The organism is Blautia coccoides (assembly GCF_034355335.1).
Taxonomy (GTDB): domain Bacteria; phylum Bacillota; class Clostridia; order Lachnospirales; family Lachnospiraceae; genus Blautia; species Blautia producta.
Genome location: NZ_CP136422.1, coordinates 5,903,310 through 5,920,587 on the forward strand (window position 1 = coordinate 5,903,310; position 17,278 = coordinate 5,920,587).

Here is a 17,278-nt window from a genome sequence, read left to right on the forward strand (position 1 = left end):
ACTTGATAAAAGTGGGAAATGTTCCTGCCGGCAGTAAAACACACCTGATAGGGTATTGGAAAACTGTCATGAATCACGAAAGAGGATGTAAAAAGATGAGCAGCGCCCTTCATATTACCAACTACGAGGACGTAAATAGCTGGGAAACCCTGATGTTCCTGTACAATGCCGCACTGAAGGAAGTGGGGACCAAAATTGATATTCTGAATGAAGAATTTCAGCACATCCACCGTTATAATCCCATCGAACATGTGAAGTCCAGGATTAAAACACCTGAGAGTATTGTAAAGAAGCTGAGAAAGAACGGATATGATTCCAATATCGAAAATATGGTCAAATATGTCAACGATATTGCGGGTATCCGAATCATCTGTTCTTTCACTTCAGATATCTACCGCATAGCCGATATGATTGCGAAACAGACTGATTTGAAGATACTTTCCCTGAAGGATTATATTAAGACCCCCAAGGAAAGCGGTTATCAGAGTTATCATATGATCGTAACCGTACCCATCTTCCTGTCAGATGGTGTGGTGGAAACAAAAGTAGAAATACAGATACGCACCATTGCCCAGGACTTCTGGGCAAGCCTGGAGCACAAGATTTATTATAAATTTGAAGGAAACGCTCCGGCATATATAAGCAGTGAATTACAGGAATGTGCTAAAATAGCATCTCAGCTTGACCGCCGCATGTTGTCTTTGAACGAGGCAATCCAGAAATGCAGCGCCGGTTATGAAAAAGATTAGACGTCCGAGCCGGTTTACATAAAATTCCGGCCATTGAGAATTACGAGAATAGACCCCGAACTACAGATATTCTGTGCGTTCGGGGTCTTATTTTTACTGTGGAGTCAGTCCCTTCCGCCACAAACGGCTCTGTATGGATTTATCCATAACTTTGGGGGGAACGGAAACCACTGCTGTTATTTTATTATCAACTGAACAGATTTTTAAAGAACTGGATGATCTTGTCAAAGAATCCCTGTACCTTTTCCTGGTTGATATCCAGCTTCAGCCCCAAGTCCTCAATCTTATTATACAAATCCTTTGCCTGCTCTTTCAAACTGTCAACATCCAGGTCCAAGCCTTTGATCTTCTCCATCAGATCCACGATCGCCTGCCTGTCCTCCGCCGAGAGTTTGATTTCCATCTCATCCGCTGCCTGGTCCACCACGTCACCGATTTCCTCCTCTGACATGTTCTGGGCTTCTACTACTTTCTCCTTGACCGCGCCTACAAGCTGCTCTGCCTTCTCACTGTTGCCCACGTTCTCGGCCAGCTTTCCTGTGATGACCAGCTCGTTGGTGGCAGTATCCACATTCTCCTGCTCTACCTTCTCTCCGGTCATGTTTTCGTAGGATTTGATGGCGCCTACAAGCGCCGCTGTTCCTGATATTTTAAACGGTCCCGCAACTACAATGTCCGCATCCTTGATACCTGCTGTGACCAGAGCATTCTGATACATACCTGTGGTACAATAGGAAATGTTATGGGTGGTAACCTTGATCCCGTTCCCGTCCGTCTTGCCTTCTACCAGTACGGAGGAAAGCGCTCTGGAACCGATGACGCTCTTGTCCAGGTATGCGTCCAGATAGTCGTGCTCATCCTGGTTGGTGATGGTGGCTACCGTATAATTTTTCAGGTCCTCTTCTGTCACACCCAAAAGCTCCAGCACAGTGGCACGCTCCTGAGCATTCAGATCCGCGCCCAATGATACATATGGTTTTTCCAGCTTTGCGTCCTCACGGTCTGCCAGTACACTGACAGGTGATGCCAGCAGCATGATTCCCGCAATGAGAAATGCAAGTCCTCTTTTCATCATGATCATAACTCCTTTCTTATATCCCCTTATAGCTCGCAGGATACCCCTGCCTGCTATTAGAATAGCACAAATCGTCAAATCCTGCATCTAAAGTTTCTCTTAACAATTTGGGAAGTACAATTTGTATAGCGGGTAAACAAACAACTTGCCCCCAACACCGAAAAAGTGGTATGATTACTTTACAGAAAAGATACTATACCGTATCACGGAGGTTTTTATGGCAATCGCTAACCAAGAAATGATAAGAGACAACAACCGGCGTCAGGTCCTGGAATATATCGTAAACAATCCGCCCGTCTCCCGCGCCGCGCTGGCAAAGGAGCTGCATCTGACAAAGGCAACCATATCCAATATTGTACAGGATCTTATGGAACAGAACCTTGTGGCGGAAATAGGAAGTGCCCAGACCGCACTGGGCAGAAAGCCGATTTTGCTGGAATTCCAGAAAAAATGCGGGTATGCTTTTTCTATTGATGTGCATCCCAGGCAGATCATCACGCTGATCTCTGATCTGAAGGGTGAGGACTGTCACTTAAAGGAGTACCCCTTTCAGGAGGAGGACTGCCTTCTGGAGCTTCTGCGCAGTATTATAAAGGAGACTCTTCCCCGGTGTCAGAATGCGCCCTACGGAATCGTGGGCATTTCCATCGGCATATATGGTGTTGTGAGGGAGAACGAAATCATATTTACCCCTTACTACCCCCTTCCCCAGCCCCATCTGGGGAAAATCCTGGCTGAGGAATTCGGCATCCCCGTCACTGTGGAAAATGAATCCAACCTGTCTGTACTGGGAGAATCCGCTTTTCACTATAATTACAGGAATATGATCCATCTGAATATACACGACGGTGTGGGAATGGGTATCCTCATTGATGAACAGCTCTATAAGGGCCGTGACGGCTATGCCGGGGAGTTCGGCCACACAATCCTGTTTCCTGACGGAAAACCCTGTCCCTGCGGCAATAACGGCTGTTTTGAGCTGTATGCCTCAGAGCGTGCCATTCTGAAAGAGTACGCTGCGCGCACCCAACAGGACACAGTAACCATCGACAGCTTTCTTCGGGCCTATCAGGAACAAAAACCGGAGGCATTGGAAATGATGGATCTGTTTGTAAAATATATGTCCATTGGCATTAACAATATTATCAATACCTTTAACATTGACCTGATCGTATTAAACAGCTCTTTCTCAAACTATATCCCTGATATAAACCAGAGGATCGTAGCCTATCTGGCCCGCCATCAAAATAGGGACTGCCGCATTATCCCCTCCCGGCTTCAGGATACGTCCGGGCTTATGGGAGGAATACGCCTCAGCGCTGAGGGCTTTCTCGACATCAAACATTTGAAAATACGGGTGCCGTTTAGTGACAATTTACGATAATTTTTTACATTCATAAAAGATTCGGTTTTCGTTCATGAATTCTTCACAACTTAAACATGATTTGCACATATTTGGGGAATATACTTATATCATAAAAATAATTCAAAACAAACATTATTTTTATATTTTCTTTTTCATATGTCGGTCGCAAGACCGGCTCTCCTTCCTTTAATATTTATAGAAAAAGCCATCGCCCGGTTTGGATATGTCCGGGCGATGGCTTTTGTTGTGGAAGAATATCAGGCATTCTCACGTCTGCGTTTCAGTTCCTCTACATTTGCCTCCACGTTCTTTTTGCCAAGAGGGTAAATGAACCATAGGAACAGGGCTACAATGAAGAAGCATACTGCTGGAATCAGAGTGGAAGTTGTGTACAGTCCATTGATCACGGCTTCTGTCTGAACTTTTGCAAGCTGGTCATATCCGATAATGGACAGCGCCCAGCCGCCTGCGCCTCCGGCCAGTGCCTGACCAAGCTTTCTCGCAAAGGAATATACCGCATACACGGTGCCGTCCTCTCTCTGTCCTGTCTTGACCTCCTGGTCGTCTATAACATCTGTGATATTGGCCCAGATCACTGTGTTGAAGAATCCAAGCCCCAGCATACCGATATTGGCAAGCACAATGTACACCGCTACATTCTTCACTTTCAGGAAGAACAGAAGAAGGAAGACAGTACCGGCCAGAAGCGCTCCTACTGTGGATGCCTCTTTTTTACCAAATCTGCGGCTGATCGGTACACTGAGCGGGGCCACCACCACCAGCATGAGAACTGTATTTAAGATGGTCATAATGGAAATGGCGCCTGCGGAGCCGAAATATTCTGTGTACAGATAATTGTTCATAGCCTGTATCAGGAGCTGACTCAGCAAAAGAAAGATTGCTGCGCCGATGATCCCAAGCAGGGCACGGCTTCTGAAAATAGCGGCAAAGGTCTGTCCCAGTGTGACTTTTTTTGCATCCGGATCCGGTTCTACTTTGACACGCTCTGTAGTGAGTTTGTAACAGATAACATAGCAGAGCACTGCACACAGAGCAAACACACCGGCAATAATGGTAAATGTGGAACCGCCTCTGACTATCTGGTTCCCGTCTGCATCCTTTGTATAGATCAGCAGCGGTGTGACTGTACCGATGATCAGTCCGGCCAGTGTTGCGCCTACTGTTCGGAATGTTGAGAGTGCAGTCCTCTCATCCGGCTTGTCTGTGATAGCTGACGCCATGGAACCGTAAGGAATATTGATGGATGTGTAAAAAACACTTCCCCACAGCAGATAGGTCACATACATATAGACCACCTTCAGCGCCATGGGCGCTCCTGCCATGGCACTCTGATACATAAGGAAGCTGGCTATGGCAACAGGCCCGCACATTCTTCTGACCCAGCAGCGGAATCTTCCGTCTCTTGCTGGTTTGACGGAGTCAACGATGCGTCCCATGGTGATATCAGTAAATGCATCCACCACCCTGGCTAATAGGAACAGGGTTCCCACCATGGCTCCGCTGATCCCAAGCACTTTTGTATAAAACACCATAAGGAAGGAGCTGGCAAATATAAAGGTAAAATCATTCCCGAAATCCCCGAACATATAGCCAATCTTATCCCGCATTCCAAAGGGTCTTACTTTGTTATTCTCATTCATGATTATCTCCCTGAAATTTATCTTTATCCGTAACTGTTCAGTCCCCTTTCAGTTACGAGTAAAAATCCATGCAAAAATAGTTTCCTTTATCCTCAGTTGCTTTTATGATCTAATGGAAGCTTTTCCCAGCGGTCTTTGAAATAAAATGCTGCGTCTTTGGGCTGTCTCTGTCTGGTGAAGATTCCTTTTTTATTTCCATTTACACGCATGATTCCTTCTGTGGTCTGGAAATCAGCAAAGTTCCATACCTGTTCGCCTCTGATGAAATCATAGGAATCAAATACACGGTGACACATTTCCAGATACTCCTTCTGATATTCCTGACTCCACATAACAGAGGGCAGTTTATGCTCCGCAGCATATGTGTCGGCGCCGTATTCGGTGAAGATAAAGGGTCTGTCCAGGTTTTTCTCCGCCCATCTGTCCATCTCTACTCTGAAGGTCGCCTCTGCGTCGCACATTTCATATCCGCCCATCAGATACCAGCCATAGTACCGGTTCATGCAGATGATGTCTGCCAGGTGATAGCATTTGCAGGTATCCGGCAGGGAATTCATGATAAGTGCAAAGGTTCTGGGGCGTTTCTGTACATCCAGTTCATGGGCGCGGGCAAATACTTTTTCAAAATAGGGAACCGCTGCCTCATCTGTAGTCTCAGGTTCATTCAGCAGGGACCAGGCAATGACACAGGCATGATTCTTGTCCCGGGTGATCATCTCCTCCACTGCCTGCAGATGGTTTTCCAGAAGTTCTGGGATCGTATCTTTTGCAAAGAACGCTGTCTTTTTGCCGGTGGATGCCTCCATAAAGTTCATCAGACTTTCAAAAAGCCCCACAGCGGGAACTTCATCAATGACCAGAAAGCCTTCGCGGTCTGCCATCTGGTAAATCTCATCGCTGTATGGATAATGGGAAGTACGGAAGGAGTTGGCCCCGATCCACTTCATACACTCAAAATCCCTCTTCATAATACCAATGCTAAATCCACGTCCTACAATGTCACTGTCCTCGTGTTTTCCAAATCCCTTCAGGTAAACAGGAGAGCCGTTCACCAGAATGTCCTTTCCTTTTACCTCCACTGTACGGATACCGATTTCCTCGCTGTATTCATCCAGCACTTCCTCTTCATCTTTGATGCGCACGGTAAAGGTATAGAGATATGCGTTCCGCACCTGCCACAGATGGGCATTTTTAATATGAAGAGTTCCCTCTTTGCCCTTGGCTGACGCTGCCTCTCTACCGTCCTGGTCGTATACTGTGATCTCTACAGGATGTTTCCCTGTTGTCACAACACTGTAGGACACGTCTGCGTCCGAACCATTAATACTGTGATCCACAGTCAGATCAAACACATATTCCTTAGGAAATGCAACTAATTTTACGGGACGCTGCAGTCCGGAGTAGTTAAAGAAATCAAAATACGGATTATTCATCTTCTTTCCGTTACTCAGGACTTTCGTCTTGCCGCACGGAATATTTGTTTCACTGAGTTCATTGTTGATCTTGACAACTACCCGGTTCACTGCGTTGTATCTAGCCACACTTGTAATGTCTGCCATGAAGGGAAGGAATCCACCCACATGGGATGCCACATGGACGCCGTTTAAATACACCTCTGCTCTGTGGGTTGCACAGCCGAAACGGATCGCCACATTTTTACCGGCATATTCTTCCGGGACAAATACTTCTGTCTCATACCAAAAATCTCCAGCATACTCTCTTGTATCCTTGTCTGTGTAAAAATCCTGGAAGCTGGCCGGCACCGGGATCAGATCCGCCTCCGGGATTCCGTCTGTCCATCCGTTCTCTGTTCCCTTTCCTTCCGGGTCCAGACGGAATTTCCACATTCCATCCATGCTCACGGTTCTTCTGGATACGGACTGCCTTGGGTATAACATTGAATACTGTAACATTTATTTTTCCTCCTCGTACCTTGTATGGCTAGATTCTAACAGTTTTTTGCCGGCGGCATTCTCACTTTTTTTAGCTTTATTCGCATTTTTTTACTTAGGACTTGAACATTTCATAAAATTGTATGATAATAATTAAAAATAGTATGGGGAGGCAGATGTATGGCGTCATATGACTCTGTTTTAAAATTTACTCAAAAGGTACTTAAAAATTTTAATTTTCACAGCAGCATTCTAACTGAAGATGAGCTTGAAAGTTTAGATCTGGATTTGGGCCTGAGGAAAAAAATTGCGGTTGACAGTACCTCCAGGGATAATGCACTGCATTTTATCAGGAACAGCAGAGAGCATGTGATGTATTTTTCAAAAGACTGCTTTAACTGTCATCACACGGTAATGCGGCTGCCGGGGACAGATTCTCCCGTCTATTTTATAGCCGGGCCTTATCTGCAGCACAGGGCAGACAAAAAATTCATACTGCAGATGCAGCAGAAGCTGTCAATTCCGGCCAAATATTCCGGATTTTTAAAACAATATTATGAACTGATCCCATTTATCAACCATGCAGATGATGCGCGGACCATACTTCTTCTGATGGCTGCGGAAATATTCGGGGGAGCGGAGAAGTTTTCCGTTGAATACTGCGATATGTTTATGGATGAGATCACCAACGTCTATTATGGGCAGGCACAGGTAAATCTGGAGAACAGGGAGCTGATCGAGGAGAGGTACCGGGCAGAGCAGGAAATGATGCAGGCAGTGGCTACCGGAAACTATAAAAAAGTGGAGCTGCTGGCTGCAGGAGAAATGTCTGTCTCACTGGAGCAAAGGCTTTCCAACCGGATTCGGGATTCCAAGAATTATCTGATCATCTTTAATACACTGCTTCGCAAGGCAGCGGAGTTCGGAGGCGTTCATCCCCTGTATCTGGACGAATTGTCTTCTAAATTCGCACGGGAGATTGAGGCCATTACCAGTGAGGATGAGGACGGCAGGTTAAAGCGGGAGATGATGCGGAAGTATTGTCTGTTAGTAAAGTCTCATTCCCTGAAAGGGTATTCGCCTATTATTCAGAATGTGATCAACCATATCTGTCTTTATTTGACGGATGATCTGAGTTTAAAGGCGCTGGCTGAGGAATTTTCTATCAGCCCAAGTTACCTGTCATCGCTGTTTAAGAAAGAGACCGGAAGTACGCTGACAGACTTTGTGAATAAGAAGAGGATTGAGAATGCTGTGTTTTTGCTGAATTCTACGGATCTGCAGATCCAGAGTATCGCGGCGGCGTCCGGGGTGGCTGATTTGAATTATTTTACTAGGTTGTTTAAGAGGAATATGGGGAGGACGCCTAGTGAGTATCGGGAGATGATTCATCAGAAGTAGTGGCAAAGGGGACGGGAGAGGAGGGGACAAGGTTCAGATTCTCTTCGACGTTTCGCGTCCCTCAGCTAACCTGCTCCCAGTTGCTAAATTCGTCGGCATTGGCCTCCTCATTAATCAACTGGGGCAGGTGGATCTTCGCGCCGCTCCACTTAACCTTCGTTCATCTGAACCTTGTCCCCTCCTCTCCCTGTTTCCTGGCTGCGGATGGAAAAAACATGGCAACTTGCAGGTGATTGGCAAATTGATGTATTTCTGTTAAGGCTGAAGGAAAACAGCAAACTTGGAATTTATTATTAGGATGAATGTGGATTGAGGCAGATTTTTGTCTTAGCTGGGAAAGGATTGGAGGATTGGAAGATTGGGATATCAAAGGTTTCAGGGGGTAGAAAGAACCACGGCCAGGTGTTGGAGTCGGGCGTGGTTCTGGGGGATTTGAATTTTAAGGGATGGGTTACGGGGCCATCTTTTTTGATTAGTTGGGTGTGGTTTGGTGAAGCGGTAAGAAGTTTATAAGAGGTCCAGGATTCCTCGGATGTCTTTGATCACGTAGTCTGCGCCTGCATTTTTGTAGGTCTGGGCGGCCTGGTCAAGGATGGAGGCTTTGGCAGATGGGGTCAGGGAGTTGTATTCGGATTCTGTGAGACCCAGGACGGAGCTGCCTTCCAGGATACCTACGGAAATCATGCCTGCGTTTTTGCCTTCTTTGATGTCGGCTACGGTGTCTCCTGCTTTTATGATGCGGCGGACATCCATAAGATGCATGGATTCCATGTTGCGGAAGATCATGTAGGGATAGGGACGGCCAATGCCGCCTACATCATCAGGACTGAACCAGAAGTCAGGGGCATATCCCTGCTCTGCGGCTTTGGGTGCTACGATTTTCATCATCTGCTCCGTGTAGCCTGTGGTGGAGCCTATCTGAAGGCCCAGGCTGCGAAGTTTTTCTATGGTCTCAGGGACATAGGGTTTGGGTGACGCAAAGTCAGGGAGAATTTCGAGGATTGCTGTCTCGCTGTGCTCATAAACCTCCTTTACATCGTCCTCGGTCCAGGGGGTGCCGTGGATCTGAGTCCACAGGTCTCTGATGCGGTCCATGGAGAGCATGGTGCGGATGTGGTCTATTTTCAGCATACCCATGGGTTCACGTACTTCTTTGATCGTAGGAGTGATCCCGAATTTTTCAAATGCTTTTATGAATGCCTGTACGGGTGCAAAGCTTCCGTAATCTACTGTGGTTCCTGCCCAGTCAAATATGATGGCGTCAAATCTGTTCATCTCTTGTTTGCCTCCAGAAATTCTTTGATGATGTTATAAAGGTTCTCCATGTCCTCATGGTAAATCTCCCCTATGTTTCCAATGCGGAAGGTGTCTGCATCTGTTACCTTTCCCGGGTAAATAGCGTAACCTCTCTCTTTGATGTACTCATACATTTCCTGGAAGGAGAAGTGGCTTCCCTCCGGATAGTAGAAGGTAGTAATGATGGGTCCCTGGTATTTGCCTTCTATATAGGGGCGGATTCCCAGTTCATACATTTTTGCAATAAGGTATTGATTGTTCTCAGAGTAGCGTTTTGCTCGGGCAGGGATTCCCCCTTCTTCTTCCAGTTCTTCCAGTGCCTTTGCAAAGGCCAGAACTACGTGGGTGGGTGATGTAAAACGCCATTTGCCGTCTTTGTTCATGGTCAGCCACTGGTCATATAAGTCCAGGGACAGGCTTCTGGCTTTTCCGCTGCTGTCTATGAGTTTGTCTGTTCTGCAGATAATAAAGGAAAATCCGGGAACACCTTGGATGCATTTGTTTGCGCTGCTGACCAGGAAATCAATTCCCCACTCTCCAACCGGGATATCCACACCTCCAAAGCTGGACATGGCATCTACAATGAAGGTTCTGCCCATGTCTTTTACCACTTTTCCCACAGACTCTATATCGTTAAGGATGCCGGAAGTTGTCTCGCTGTGTACCATGGATACATGGGTGATCTCCGGGTCTTCCTTCATGATTTTTTTAATGATCTTCGCTGATGGCACCTTGTCATATTCTTCCCGGTACAGCACATAGGGGATACCTGCGTGAGCGGCAATATCAGCCATTCTCTCACCGTAAGCGCCGTTTGCAGCTATGAGAAGTTTGTCGCTCTTCCCGATCACACTGGTGATGACAGACTCCACACCGAAGGTGCCGCTGCCCTGCATGAGGACGACTGTGTATTCCGGCTGGGCTGCGTGGGCCAGTTTCAGAAGCTGGCTGCGGATTTTAAGGGTAATTTTTTTGTAGTCGTCATCCCATGTACAATGGTCAAAGAGCATCTCCTTTTTTACGGTGTCTGTTGTGGTTAAAGGGCCTGGGGTTAATAATTTATAGTTTAACATGATTCATTCTCCTGTGTTTTAATATATATATACTGTATCGGTTCTTTCCACTGCTGCATACCTTCCCAATCTGTCTATTTACATTCCTCTGAAAGCTCCTGGTGGCGTTCCAAAAGGGAAACCGTAAGCTTCTCAGGAAATACTTTCGGATAAGCGGACATATTGTCAGGGTCTGCCTCCTCACCCTCGTAGATTGGGTTTGGATAGGTCTTGATCAGCTCGCTCCTGCCTTTTTCCACGATACACTGAGCCATCTCCATAGCCAGAGGATTTGCATTCTTTTTGTCTATCACCGCAACAGATTCTGTGAGGGAGAAATTGCCCTCCTTGGGGTCCACATAATCTACGGGAAGTCCGTCTTTTTTATCAGCTACTGCCTGATGGCGAAGGCCAAATCCAACTGCCACCTCACCTGCACGGATTTTTTTAAGGGGCGCGGAGCCTGAACTCTCAATGTGGGCACCGGCGTTTTCATAGATGCCTTTTAACACATCTTTGGCACCGTCCTCCCCATATTCACTGACAAGGGCCTGCATGAGCAGCCACGCTGTAGAAGAACTTTTGATGTCTGTCACGGACAGCAGGTCTTTGTATTCCGGTTTTGTCAGGTCTTTGAGACTTTCCGGCCTGTCCAGATCATTTTCACTGAGCATCTCTGTGTTCAGGAGAATGGCTCCCTCCTGGGAGGTAATGGGCGCGTAGAAAGCCGGAAATTCTGTGAGCGGCTTATAGTCAAAGGTCAGGTCAAGGAACATATTGTTCTGTTCCTGTGCGCTGTCCAGATAGAAGGAACTCATGGTTACCATGTCCGCCTCAATATCTTTTCCCTCCGCCAGCAGTTTGCCTCCCAGTTCGGAAGTGCCGAAGGTCTGGAACAGGTATTTTCCTTCATAGCCGTTGGCATCCAGGGTCTCTTTCATAGCTTCCACAGCCTCGTCATCTGCGTTTGAATAGATAACTACCTGTTTGCCGCTGCCTGAACCGCATCCTGCAAGAACGGATGCCGCCAGGGCTGCTGTCATCATAAAGGCTGTCACTTTTTTCATTTTCATACTTTTTGTACTCCTCTTCTCTTTCTTAATATAAATATTTCCCGTATTTTTCCGGGATGGAATTCCCGTTGGGAAAGATATCCCACAAGTCCTTTTACCGCCAGATTTGTTGCCAGTATCAGAAGGGACAGGACGAATATCTCATTAAATCTTGTATAATACTGTAATTCTTTGATCTTGGTGGTGATAACCATGGTTCTGGCTCCGGCAATGAAGATAACGGCGCTGACTGTCACCATGGCATTGACAAAATAATAGCTGAATACTTCCAGGATGGTGGAACGCATGTTGGGGGTCACTATCCTGAAAATGGTCTTTGCCCAGGAATCGCCCATAAGAAGGGCTGTTGTCTCCCAGGAGCTGTTGAGCTTCTCCAGGGAATTTTTCATCATCAGGTACGGCGTGGAGAAAAAATGCACTACGTTGCACAGGATGATAAGTGCAAGGGTATTCTGCAGCGGCGTGCCGGTGAAAATGAGAAGAAAAGCGATACCGATGACCATACCGGGAATGGTATTTGTCACCAGGGCAATGCTCTCGATGATACTTTTCCACTTTCTTCCCAACTGGCTTCTGGCTGTGGCAAGGGCTGCGCCGTAGGTGGTGATAAGTCCCGCAAGGGCTGTCAGCACTGCCATGAGCAGGGAATTTTTATATACCCCCAATAGGCTGCTGTCCCGGAATACTTCCGTCACGTGGGACAGAGTGAAATTGGTCCTGTATGGCCATTCCTCCACAAAAGGAACCACGAAGATCACCGCAAACACAGAGAGAATGGAAAGCAGGATCACAGCGCTGGCCAGGCCGCACAAAAAATCCCTTCTCTTGTTCTTTGTTATCTCTATGGTGGATATTTTATTGTACCGGACATTATAGCGCTCCAGGTAATGAAGCAGGGATATGCTCAGCACAGAGGGGAGCAGCATCATCATTGCCACTACCGCGCCATTTTGAAAGTTGGGTACGCTGCCCAGCATTTCGTTGTAGAGAACCGTTGCCACCACATCGAATTTTCCTCCCACCGATGCAGGAATTCCGTAATCCGTGAAGCACAGGAAAAAGCACTGCACCATGGATGCCGCAAGGGTTCCCAGAAGCGGGCGCACAACAGTACCCATAAAGGTTGCAAAGGGTTTGTCTCCCATGACTCTTGAAACCACCATAAATTTCTTGTCTATGTAGCTCATGGTATTCAGTATGAGCAGAAAGGAGACGGGAAGGGTATAGATCACATACCCGAGCAGCAGTCCGTTAAATCCGTAAATCTCGAATATCTGACGCCCAAAAAGTCTTGTCAGAAGTCCCTGTTTTCCAAAAGAATAGATGATTGCAAATCCATAAGTGATGGTGGGAAGCAGCATGGGAAGTACAGCCAGGGTGCGGATGACTTTTTTTGTTCTCTTTTTCAAATTGGTGTAATGAATGGCATATGCCAGAAAAAAAGCCAGCAGAGTAGCCAGAAGCGCGCTGCAGACGGAGATCCACAGACTGTTCAGGAGTGCCCTTCCGAAACCTTTCCCTGTCAGCACCGCTATGTAATTCTCTGCTGTCAGGCCTCCTGTCCCCTCAAAAGACTTGCCCAGCAGTCTCAGTATGGGAACTGCGAGGAACGCCAGAAACAGGAGGATGACCAGTACATAAATCACCTTTATTTCCTTTTCATTTCTTCTTATCATAAATCTACACCACCTGCAGGCTCACCTGCTTATCCTGACGGAACAGCATGAAAATATTGTTCTTCTTTATTTCCAACTGATTCAGAATGAACTCTTTTACAAAGAGGTTCTGCGGGGCCGTGATGATCTCCTCCGGACATCCGTACTGGGAAATGGTTCCTTTGTTCACGATCAGCACTTTGTCAGACAGGGTCAGCGCCTCCTCCGGATCGTGGGTGACAATGATGGTGGTCAGGTGGAACTCCCTGGCGATCTCCTTGATCTTCTCCTTGATGGATTCCTTGATAACCCCGTCAAGAGCACTCAGAGGTTCATCCAACAGAAGGATCTTAGGTTTCATCACCATGGTTCTCGCAAGTGCCACACGCTGCTTCTGTCCTCCTGAGAGTTGTTCTATCTTTTTATCCAGATGTTCTTCCAGACCCAGAAGGCGGATGAATTCCTGTACTTCTTTTTCACTGGATATGTCAGGTTTGTTTCTGAGTCCGTATGTGATGTTTTCATATACATTTAAATTTGGAAACAGGGCATAATCCTGAAATACAATGTTAAATCCCCGTTCTTCCATGGGTACGTTTGTGATATCTTTTTCGTTGAATATGATTTTTCCTTCATCTAAATCAGTAATACCAAGTATAAGGTTCAAAAGTGTTGTCTTGCCGCATCCTGACGGGCCAAGGATAGAGACGATCTCTCCCTCCTCGATACAAAGATTGATATTCTGTAAAATGGTAATTCCGTCATAGGATTTTTTTACATTCTGAAGTTCTAACATGAAATGTATTCTCCTTTCCTTTCATGTACAGCAAAACCGCAGTCTGGCGCGTGGCAGCACCTCGCGGGACAGTGGAAGGCTGAACTGTTACTATTAAACTGCATTTTCGCATTTTCATCCATCCTGTTTTCGTAAGCTCTTCGTTAAATGCCTGTAAAGCATGCCCCGGTTTCCCTGTTTTACAAAACCCACCTGTGGATTTAACAATGGACAGATAGAACCGATGCCCATACAGATATAAAATATACAGATGTAAAATATAACAATAAAAACAGGAGGAACATTATTATATGAAGAAAATATTTGTCCTGGATACCAATGTTCTGATCCAATCACCGGATGCTCTGGACTGTTTTGAGGATAACCGGCTGGTACTGCCGCTGGCAGTCTTAGAGGAGCTGGATAAATTAAAGAAGGCGGAAGGGGAAAAAGGTGCCCACGCAAGAGAGGCTATCAGGCGCCTGGAGAATCTCAGGCTGCAGGGAAATCTTCTGGAGGGCGTTGCCCTGAAAAGCGGCGGAACACTCCGGGTAGAGGCCAACTGTGTCCATGTAGAGCTGCCGGAGAGTCTTCCTGACGATAAAATGGATAACCGGATATTAAAGGTCTGCTGTCATCTCATGAAGGAAAGCCTTCCGGTAGTTCTGGTCACTAAGGATATCCTACTGAGAATGAAAGCACAGATACTCGGCATCCAGGCAGAAGACTTTCTGCAGGAGCAGGTCTCATCCAGGGAGAGCCAGTATACCGGAAGATGTGAATGCTTTGTGCCAGAGGAAGTTTTTAAGAATTTTAAAAAGAAGGGAATCCCCCTTGAAACCGTATACCAGACAGATGCCCAGGGAAACCCTTTTCCGCCTGAATTGTGGGAGAATCAGTTCGTTCTGCTGAAAGCTGACCAGTCTGTGAAGAAAACACAGCTTGGAAGAGTCTTCCAGGGCAGGATCATCCCACTGGCCTGGCGCAAGAGCCACCCCTACGGGGTAGAGCCGCGAAACGCAGGGCAGTTCTTTCTCCAGGAAGCCCTTATGATGCCGCCTGACAAGATTCCCCTGGTCATTGCCAAAGGAATGGCAGGCACTGCCAAGACTTTCTATTCTCTGGCTGTAGGTCTGGAAAAGGTTATGGAGTGCAGTCCCAGGGAATATCGCCGCGTCCTGATCAGCCGGCCAAACGCACAGTTTGACTCTGATATCGGTTTTCTGCCCGGTGATGAGCAGGAGAAAATATCCCCGCTTATGCGTCCCGTGATCGACAATCTGGAACAGCTCATTGACTCCAATGAGGAGGAGAGATACAAAAACGAGGCAGAGCTTCAAGGTAAGATTGAAGAGATTTTTGCAAGGGGTATAATACAGGCAGAAGCATTAAATTTTATCAGGGGACGTTCCTTTGTGAACACCTATCTGATCATAGATGAAGCCCAGAATATGACGCCGAATCAGATAAAGGGCATTATTACCCGGGCAGGCAGGGGAACTAAGATCATCCTGCTGGGGGACCCCAACCAAATTGACCGTCCTTTTCTGGATGAGAGGACCAATGGTCTCAGTTACGCATCAGAATATATGAAAGGAAGCCCGCTCTGCTGCCAGATCACCCTCACGGCAGAAGAATGCGAACGCTCTGACCTGGCTATGGATGCCGTCAGAAGGCTGCAGAATAAGAAGTATGAATGAAAATATTTATAAGGAACTGAAAAACTCGGAGGAAGTAAAAGCCTATATGGAACAGGGCAATCACAGCCTGGGTGTTCTGGGCTTTACGGAACATTCCTGCCAGCACGCTGTCAAAGTTGCGGAGACGGCGGGAAGAATACTAAAAAAACTTGGTTACGGCAAACATGAGGTGGAGCTTGCAAAAGTGGCCGGTCTGCTCCACGATATCGGCAACTGCATTAACCGCAGCGACCATGCCCACAGCGGCGCACTTATGGCTATGAATATCCTCCAAAAATATAAACTTCCGCCCAAGGATATTGCTGTCATTATAAGTGCCATAGGGCAGCATGATGAGGGTACCGGCAGCGCTGTTGACCCAGTATCCGCTGCTGTCATCCTGGCTGACAAGACTGATGTGCGCCGCAACAGAGTGCGGAATCCCATAAGGGAAAATTTTGATAAGCACGACAGAGTCAATTACGCCGCCATCTCCTCCACCCTTTTTATCCATATGGATAAAAAAATCATCCAGCTCAATATCGAACTGGATGAAGAAATCTGTTCCATTATGGATTATTTTGAAATTTTTATGCAGCGTATGCTCATGTGCAAACGTGCATCTGAAATGCTGGGCATGAAATTCAAGCTGATGGCAAACGGCAATAAAATCTGCTGAGTCTTTATGTACCTTCCATGGGAGATCCGGTATCTGTAAGCACATTGGCAAGCTTTGCAAAATCTGCCAGCGTCAATGTCTCGCCCCGGATTCCAGCCTGGAAACCGCAGGCTTCTATGGCGCGCTGTATTACTTCCTTGGAAAATGACAGTTCAGGGGAGTTGTTCAGCCCGTTGGCCAGTGTTTTCCGCCTCTGGTTAAAGGACGCGCGGATGAGACGGAACATCAGCCTTTCATCTTTAACATCCACCGGAGGCTCTTTGTGACGTGTGAGACGGATAACCGCACTTCCCACTTTCGGCCTCGGCATAAAACAGTTGGGCGGCACATTTGCCACAATATACGGGTCTGCATAATACTGGACTGCCAGGGACAGGGCACCATAGTCTTTTGTCCCCGGTCCCACCTGCATACGGTCTGCCACTTCTTTCTGCACCATAACCGTGATGGACGCAACAGGCACATCACTTTCAAACAATCCCATGATGATCGGTGTTGTAATATAATATGGCAGATTCGCCACAACTTTTATGGGCTTTCCTGCGTTGTGCTCCTCTGCCAGTTTTTTGATATCGACTTTCAGAATATCTTCATTTAATATGGTCACATTCGGAAAATCCTGAAGCGTATCCTCAAGAATAGGGATCAGCGTCCTGTCGATCTCAACCGCATATACCTTTCCGGCAGCCTGTGCCAGATACTGCGTCATAGTTCCGATTCCGGGACCGATCTCCAGCACGAAGTCCTCCTTCGTTATATGTGCGGCATCTATTATTTTGTCGAGAACATGGGTGTCGATCAAAAAGTTCTGCCCGTATTTCTTCTGAAAGACAAAATCATATTTTTGCAGGACTTCAATCGTCCCTTTTGGATTTCCCAGGTATGGGGTTGTCATCTTTTCATCTCCCGTCATAATTTAATGTTC

At 46.8% G+C, this 17,278-nt stretch carries 14 protein-coding genes; 5 read left to right on the plus strand and 9 right to left on the minus strand.

The window, feature by feature from the left end; all coding sequences use genetic code 11:
* The first annotated feature begins 68 nt into the window (after positions 1-68).
* Positions 69-749 carry a GTP pyrophosphokinase gene (locus tag BLCOC_RS26555; protein WP_226826266.1) on the plus strand — a complete coding sequence of 227 codons (681 nt, stop codon included), beginning with the start codon at positions 69-71 and terminating at the stop codon, positions 747-749.
* Positions 750-936: 187 nt separating this feature from the next.
* Here the strand turns inward: BLCOC_RS26555 and BLCOC_RS26560 are convergent, their stop codons facing one another.
* Positions 937-1,824 carry a DUF1002 domain-containing protein gene (locus tag BLCOC_RS26560; protein ID WP_029471549.1) on the minus strand — a complete coding sequence of 296 codons (888 nt, stop codon included), beginning with the start codon at positions 1,822-1,824 and terminating at the stop codon, positions 937-939.
* A 217-nt stretch (positions 1,825-2,041) separates the two neighbouring features.
* Between BLCOC_RS26560 and BLCOC_RS26565 the strand changes: the two genes are divergently transcribed.
* Complete coding sequence (locus BLCOC_RS26565) at positions 2,042-3,208, plus strand: ROK family transcriptional regulator (protein ID WP_029471550.1); 1,167 nt, start codon at positions 2,042-2,044, stop codon at positions 3,206-3,208.
* A 239-nt stretch (positions 3,209-3,447) separates the two neighbouring features.
* On the opposite strand, the gene BLCOC_RS26570 is transcribed toward BLCOC_RS26565, so the two are convergent.
* Positions 3,448-4,851, minus strand: coding sequence for an MFS transporter (locus tag BLCOC_RS26570; RefSeq protein WP_115623887.1), 1,404 nt, complete (start codon positions 4,849-4,851; stop codon positions 3,448-3,450).
* 92 nt (positions 4,852-4,943) lie between these two features.
* Positions 4,944-6,764 (minus strand): beta-glucuronidase, encoded by a 1,821-nt coding sequence (gene uidA, locus BLCOC_RS26575; protein ID WP_115623888.1) that lies wholly within the window; start codon positions 6,762-6,764, stop codon positions 4,944-4,946.
* 159 nt (positions 6,765-6,923) lie between these two features.
* Here uidA and BLCOC_RS26580 point away from each other — a divergent pair, with 159 nt between their 5' ends.
* Positions 6,924-8,144 (plus strand): helix-turn-helix transcriptional regulator, encoded by a 1,221-nt coding sequence (locus BLCOC_RS26580; RefSeq protein WP_115623889.1) that lies wholly within the window; start codon positions 6,924-6,926, stop codon positions 8,142-8,144.
* Between the two features lie 507 nt (positions 8,145-8,651).
* Here the strand turns inward: BLCOC_RS26580 and phnX are convergent.
* From phnX to BLCOC_RS26600, 5 genes are all read right to left on the minus strand, one after another.
* Positions 8,652-9,419: a phosphonoacetaldehyde hydrolase gene (phnX, locus tag BLCOC_RS26585; RefSeq protein WP_115623891.1), complete on the minus strand. Its 768-nt coding sequence runs from the start codon at positions 9,417-9,419 to the stop codon at positions 8,652-8,654.
* On the minus strand, positions 9,416-10,513 hold the full coding sequence (gene phnW / locus BLCOC_RS26590) for a 2-aminoethylphosphonate--pyruvate transaminase (protein WP_029471556.1): 1,098 nt from the start codon (positions 10,511-10,513) through the stop codon (positions 9,416-9,418). Before phnW ends, phnX begins: the two co-directional genes overlap by 4 nt.
* A 74-nt stretch (positions 10,514-10,587) precedes the next feature.
* Complete coding sequence (locus tag BLCOC_RS27860) at positions 10,588-11,565, minus strand: ABC transporter substrate-binding protein (protein ID WP_018595331.1); 978 nt, start codon at positions 11,563-11,565, stop codon at positions 10,588-10,590.
* Positions 11,562-13,241 (minus strand): ABC transporter permease subunit, encoded by a 1,680-nt coding sequence (locus BLCOC_RS27865; protein ID WP_018595330.1) that lies wholly within the window; start codon positions 13,239-13,241, stop codon positions 11,562-11,564. The genes BLCOC_RS27860 and BLCOC_RS27865 overlap by 4 nt, the downstream gene beginning before the upstream one ends.
* A 4-nt stretch (positions 13,242-13,245) precedes the next feature.
* Positions 13,246-14,016, minus strand: coding sequence for an ABC transporter ATP-binding protein (locus BLCOC_RS26600; RefSeq protein WP_029471557.1), 771 nt, complete (start codon positions 14,014-14,016; stop codon positions 13,246-13,248).
* 290 nt (positions 14,017-14,306) lie between these two features.
* Here BLCOC_RS26600 and BLCOC_RS26605 point away from each other — a divergent pair, with 290 nt between their 5' ends.
* Complete coding sequence (locus tag BLCOC_RS26605) at positions 14,307-15,695, plus strand: PhoH family protein (RefSeq protein ID WP_115623892.1); 1,389 nt, start codon at positions 14,307-14,309, stop codon at positions 15,693-15,695.
* Positions 15,688-16,353, plus strand: a complete 666-nt coding sequence (locus tag BLCOC_RS26610; RefSeq protein ID WP_029471559.1) for an HDIG domain-containing metalloprotein — start codon at positions 15,688-15,690, stop codon at positions 16,351-16,353. The genes BLCOC_RS26605 and BLCOC_RS26610 overlap by 8 nt, the downstream gene beginning before the upstream one ends.
* Before the next feature lie 4 nt (positions 16,354-16,357).
* On the opposite strand, the gene rsmA is transcribed toward BLCOC_RS26610, so the two are convergent.
* Positions 16,358-17,248: a 16S rRNA (adenine(1518)-N(6)/adenine(1519)-N(6))-dimethyltransferase RsmA gene (gene rsmA / locus BLCOC_RS26615; protein ID WP_115623893.1), complete on the minus strand. Its 891-nt coding sequence runs from the start codon at positions 17,246-17,248 to the stop codon at positions 16,358-16,360.
* Positions 17,249-17,278 lie beyond the last annotated feature (30 nt).

Bases quoted from the DNA above. Each gene is read 5' to 3' on its own strand.
- BLCOC_RS26610 (WP_029471559.1), top strand. From the start codon at position 15,688: ATGAATGAAAATATTTATAAGGAACTGAAAAACTCGGAGGAAGTAAAA.
- BLCOC_RS26605 (WP_115623892.1), top strand. From the start codon at position 14,307: ATGAAGAAAATATTTGTCCTGGATACCAATGTTCTGATCCAATCACCG.
- BLCOC_RS26555 (WP_226826266.1), top strand. From the start codon at position 69: ATGAATCACGAAAGAGGATGTAAAAAGATGAGCAGCGCCCTTCATATT.
- BLCOC_RS26570 (WP_115623887.1), bottom strand. From the start codon at position 4,851: ATGAATGAGAATAACAAAGTAAGACCCTTTGGAATGCGGGATAAGATT.
- phnW (WP_029471556.1), bottom strand. From the start codon at position 10,513: ATGTTAAACTATAAATTATTAACCCCAGGCCCTTTAACCACAACAGAC.
- BLCOC_RS26565 (WP_029471550.1), top strand. From the start codon at position 2,042: ATGGCAATCGCTAACCAAGAAATGATAAGAGACAACAACCGGCGTCAG.
- BLCOC_RS27860 (WP_018595331.1), bottom strand. From the start codon at position 11,565: ATGAAAATGAAAAAAGTGACAGCCTTTATGATGACAGCAGCCCTGGCG.
- BLCOC_RS26580 (WP_115623889.1), top strand. From the start codon at position 6,924: ATGGCGTCATATGACTCTGTTTTAAAATTTACTCAAAAGGTACTTAAA.
- phnX (WP_115623891.1), bottom strand. From the start codon at position 9,419: ATGAACAGATTTGACGCCATCATATTTGACTGGGCAGGAACCACAGTA.
- BLCOC_RS26600 (WP_029471557.1), bottom strand. From the start codon at position 14,016: ATGTTAGAACTTCAGAATGTAAAAAAATCCTATGACGGAATTACCATT.
- BLCOC_RS26560 (WP_029471549.1), bottom strand. From the start codon at position 1,824: ATGATGAAAAGAGGACTTGCATTTCTCATTGCGGGAATCATGCTGCTG.
- rsmA (WP_115623893.1), bottom strand. From the start codon at position 17,248: ATGACAACCCCATACCTGGGAAATCCAAAAGGGACGATTGAAGTCCTG.
- uidA (WP_115623888.1), bottom strand. From the start codon at position 6,764: ATGTTACAGTATTCAATGTTATACCCAAGGCAGTCCGTATCCAGAAGA.
- BLCOC_RS27865 (WP_018595330.1), bottom strand. From the start codon at position 13,241: ATGATAAGAAGAAATGAAAAGGAAATAAAGGTGATTTATGTACTGGTC.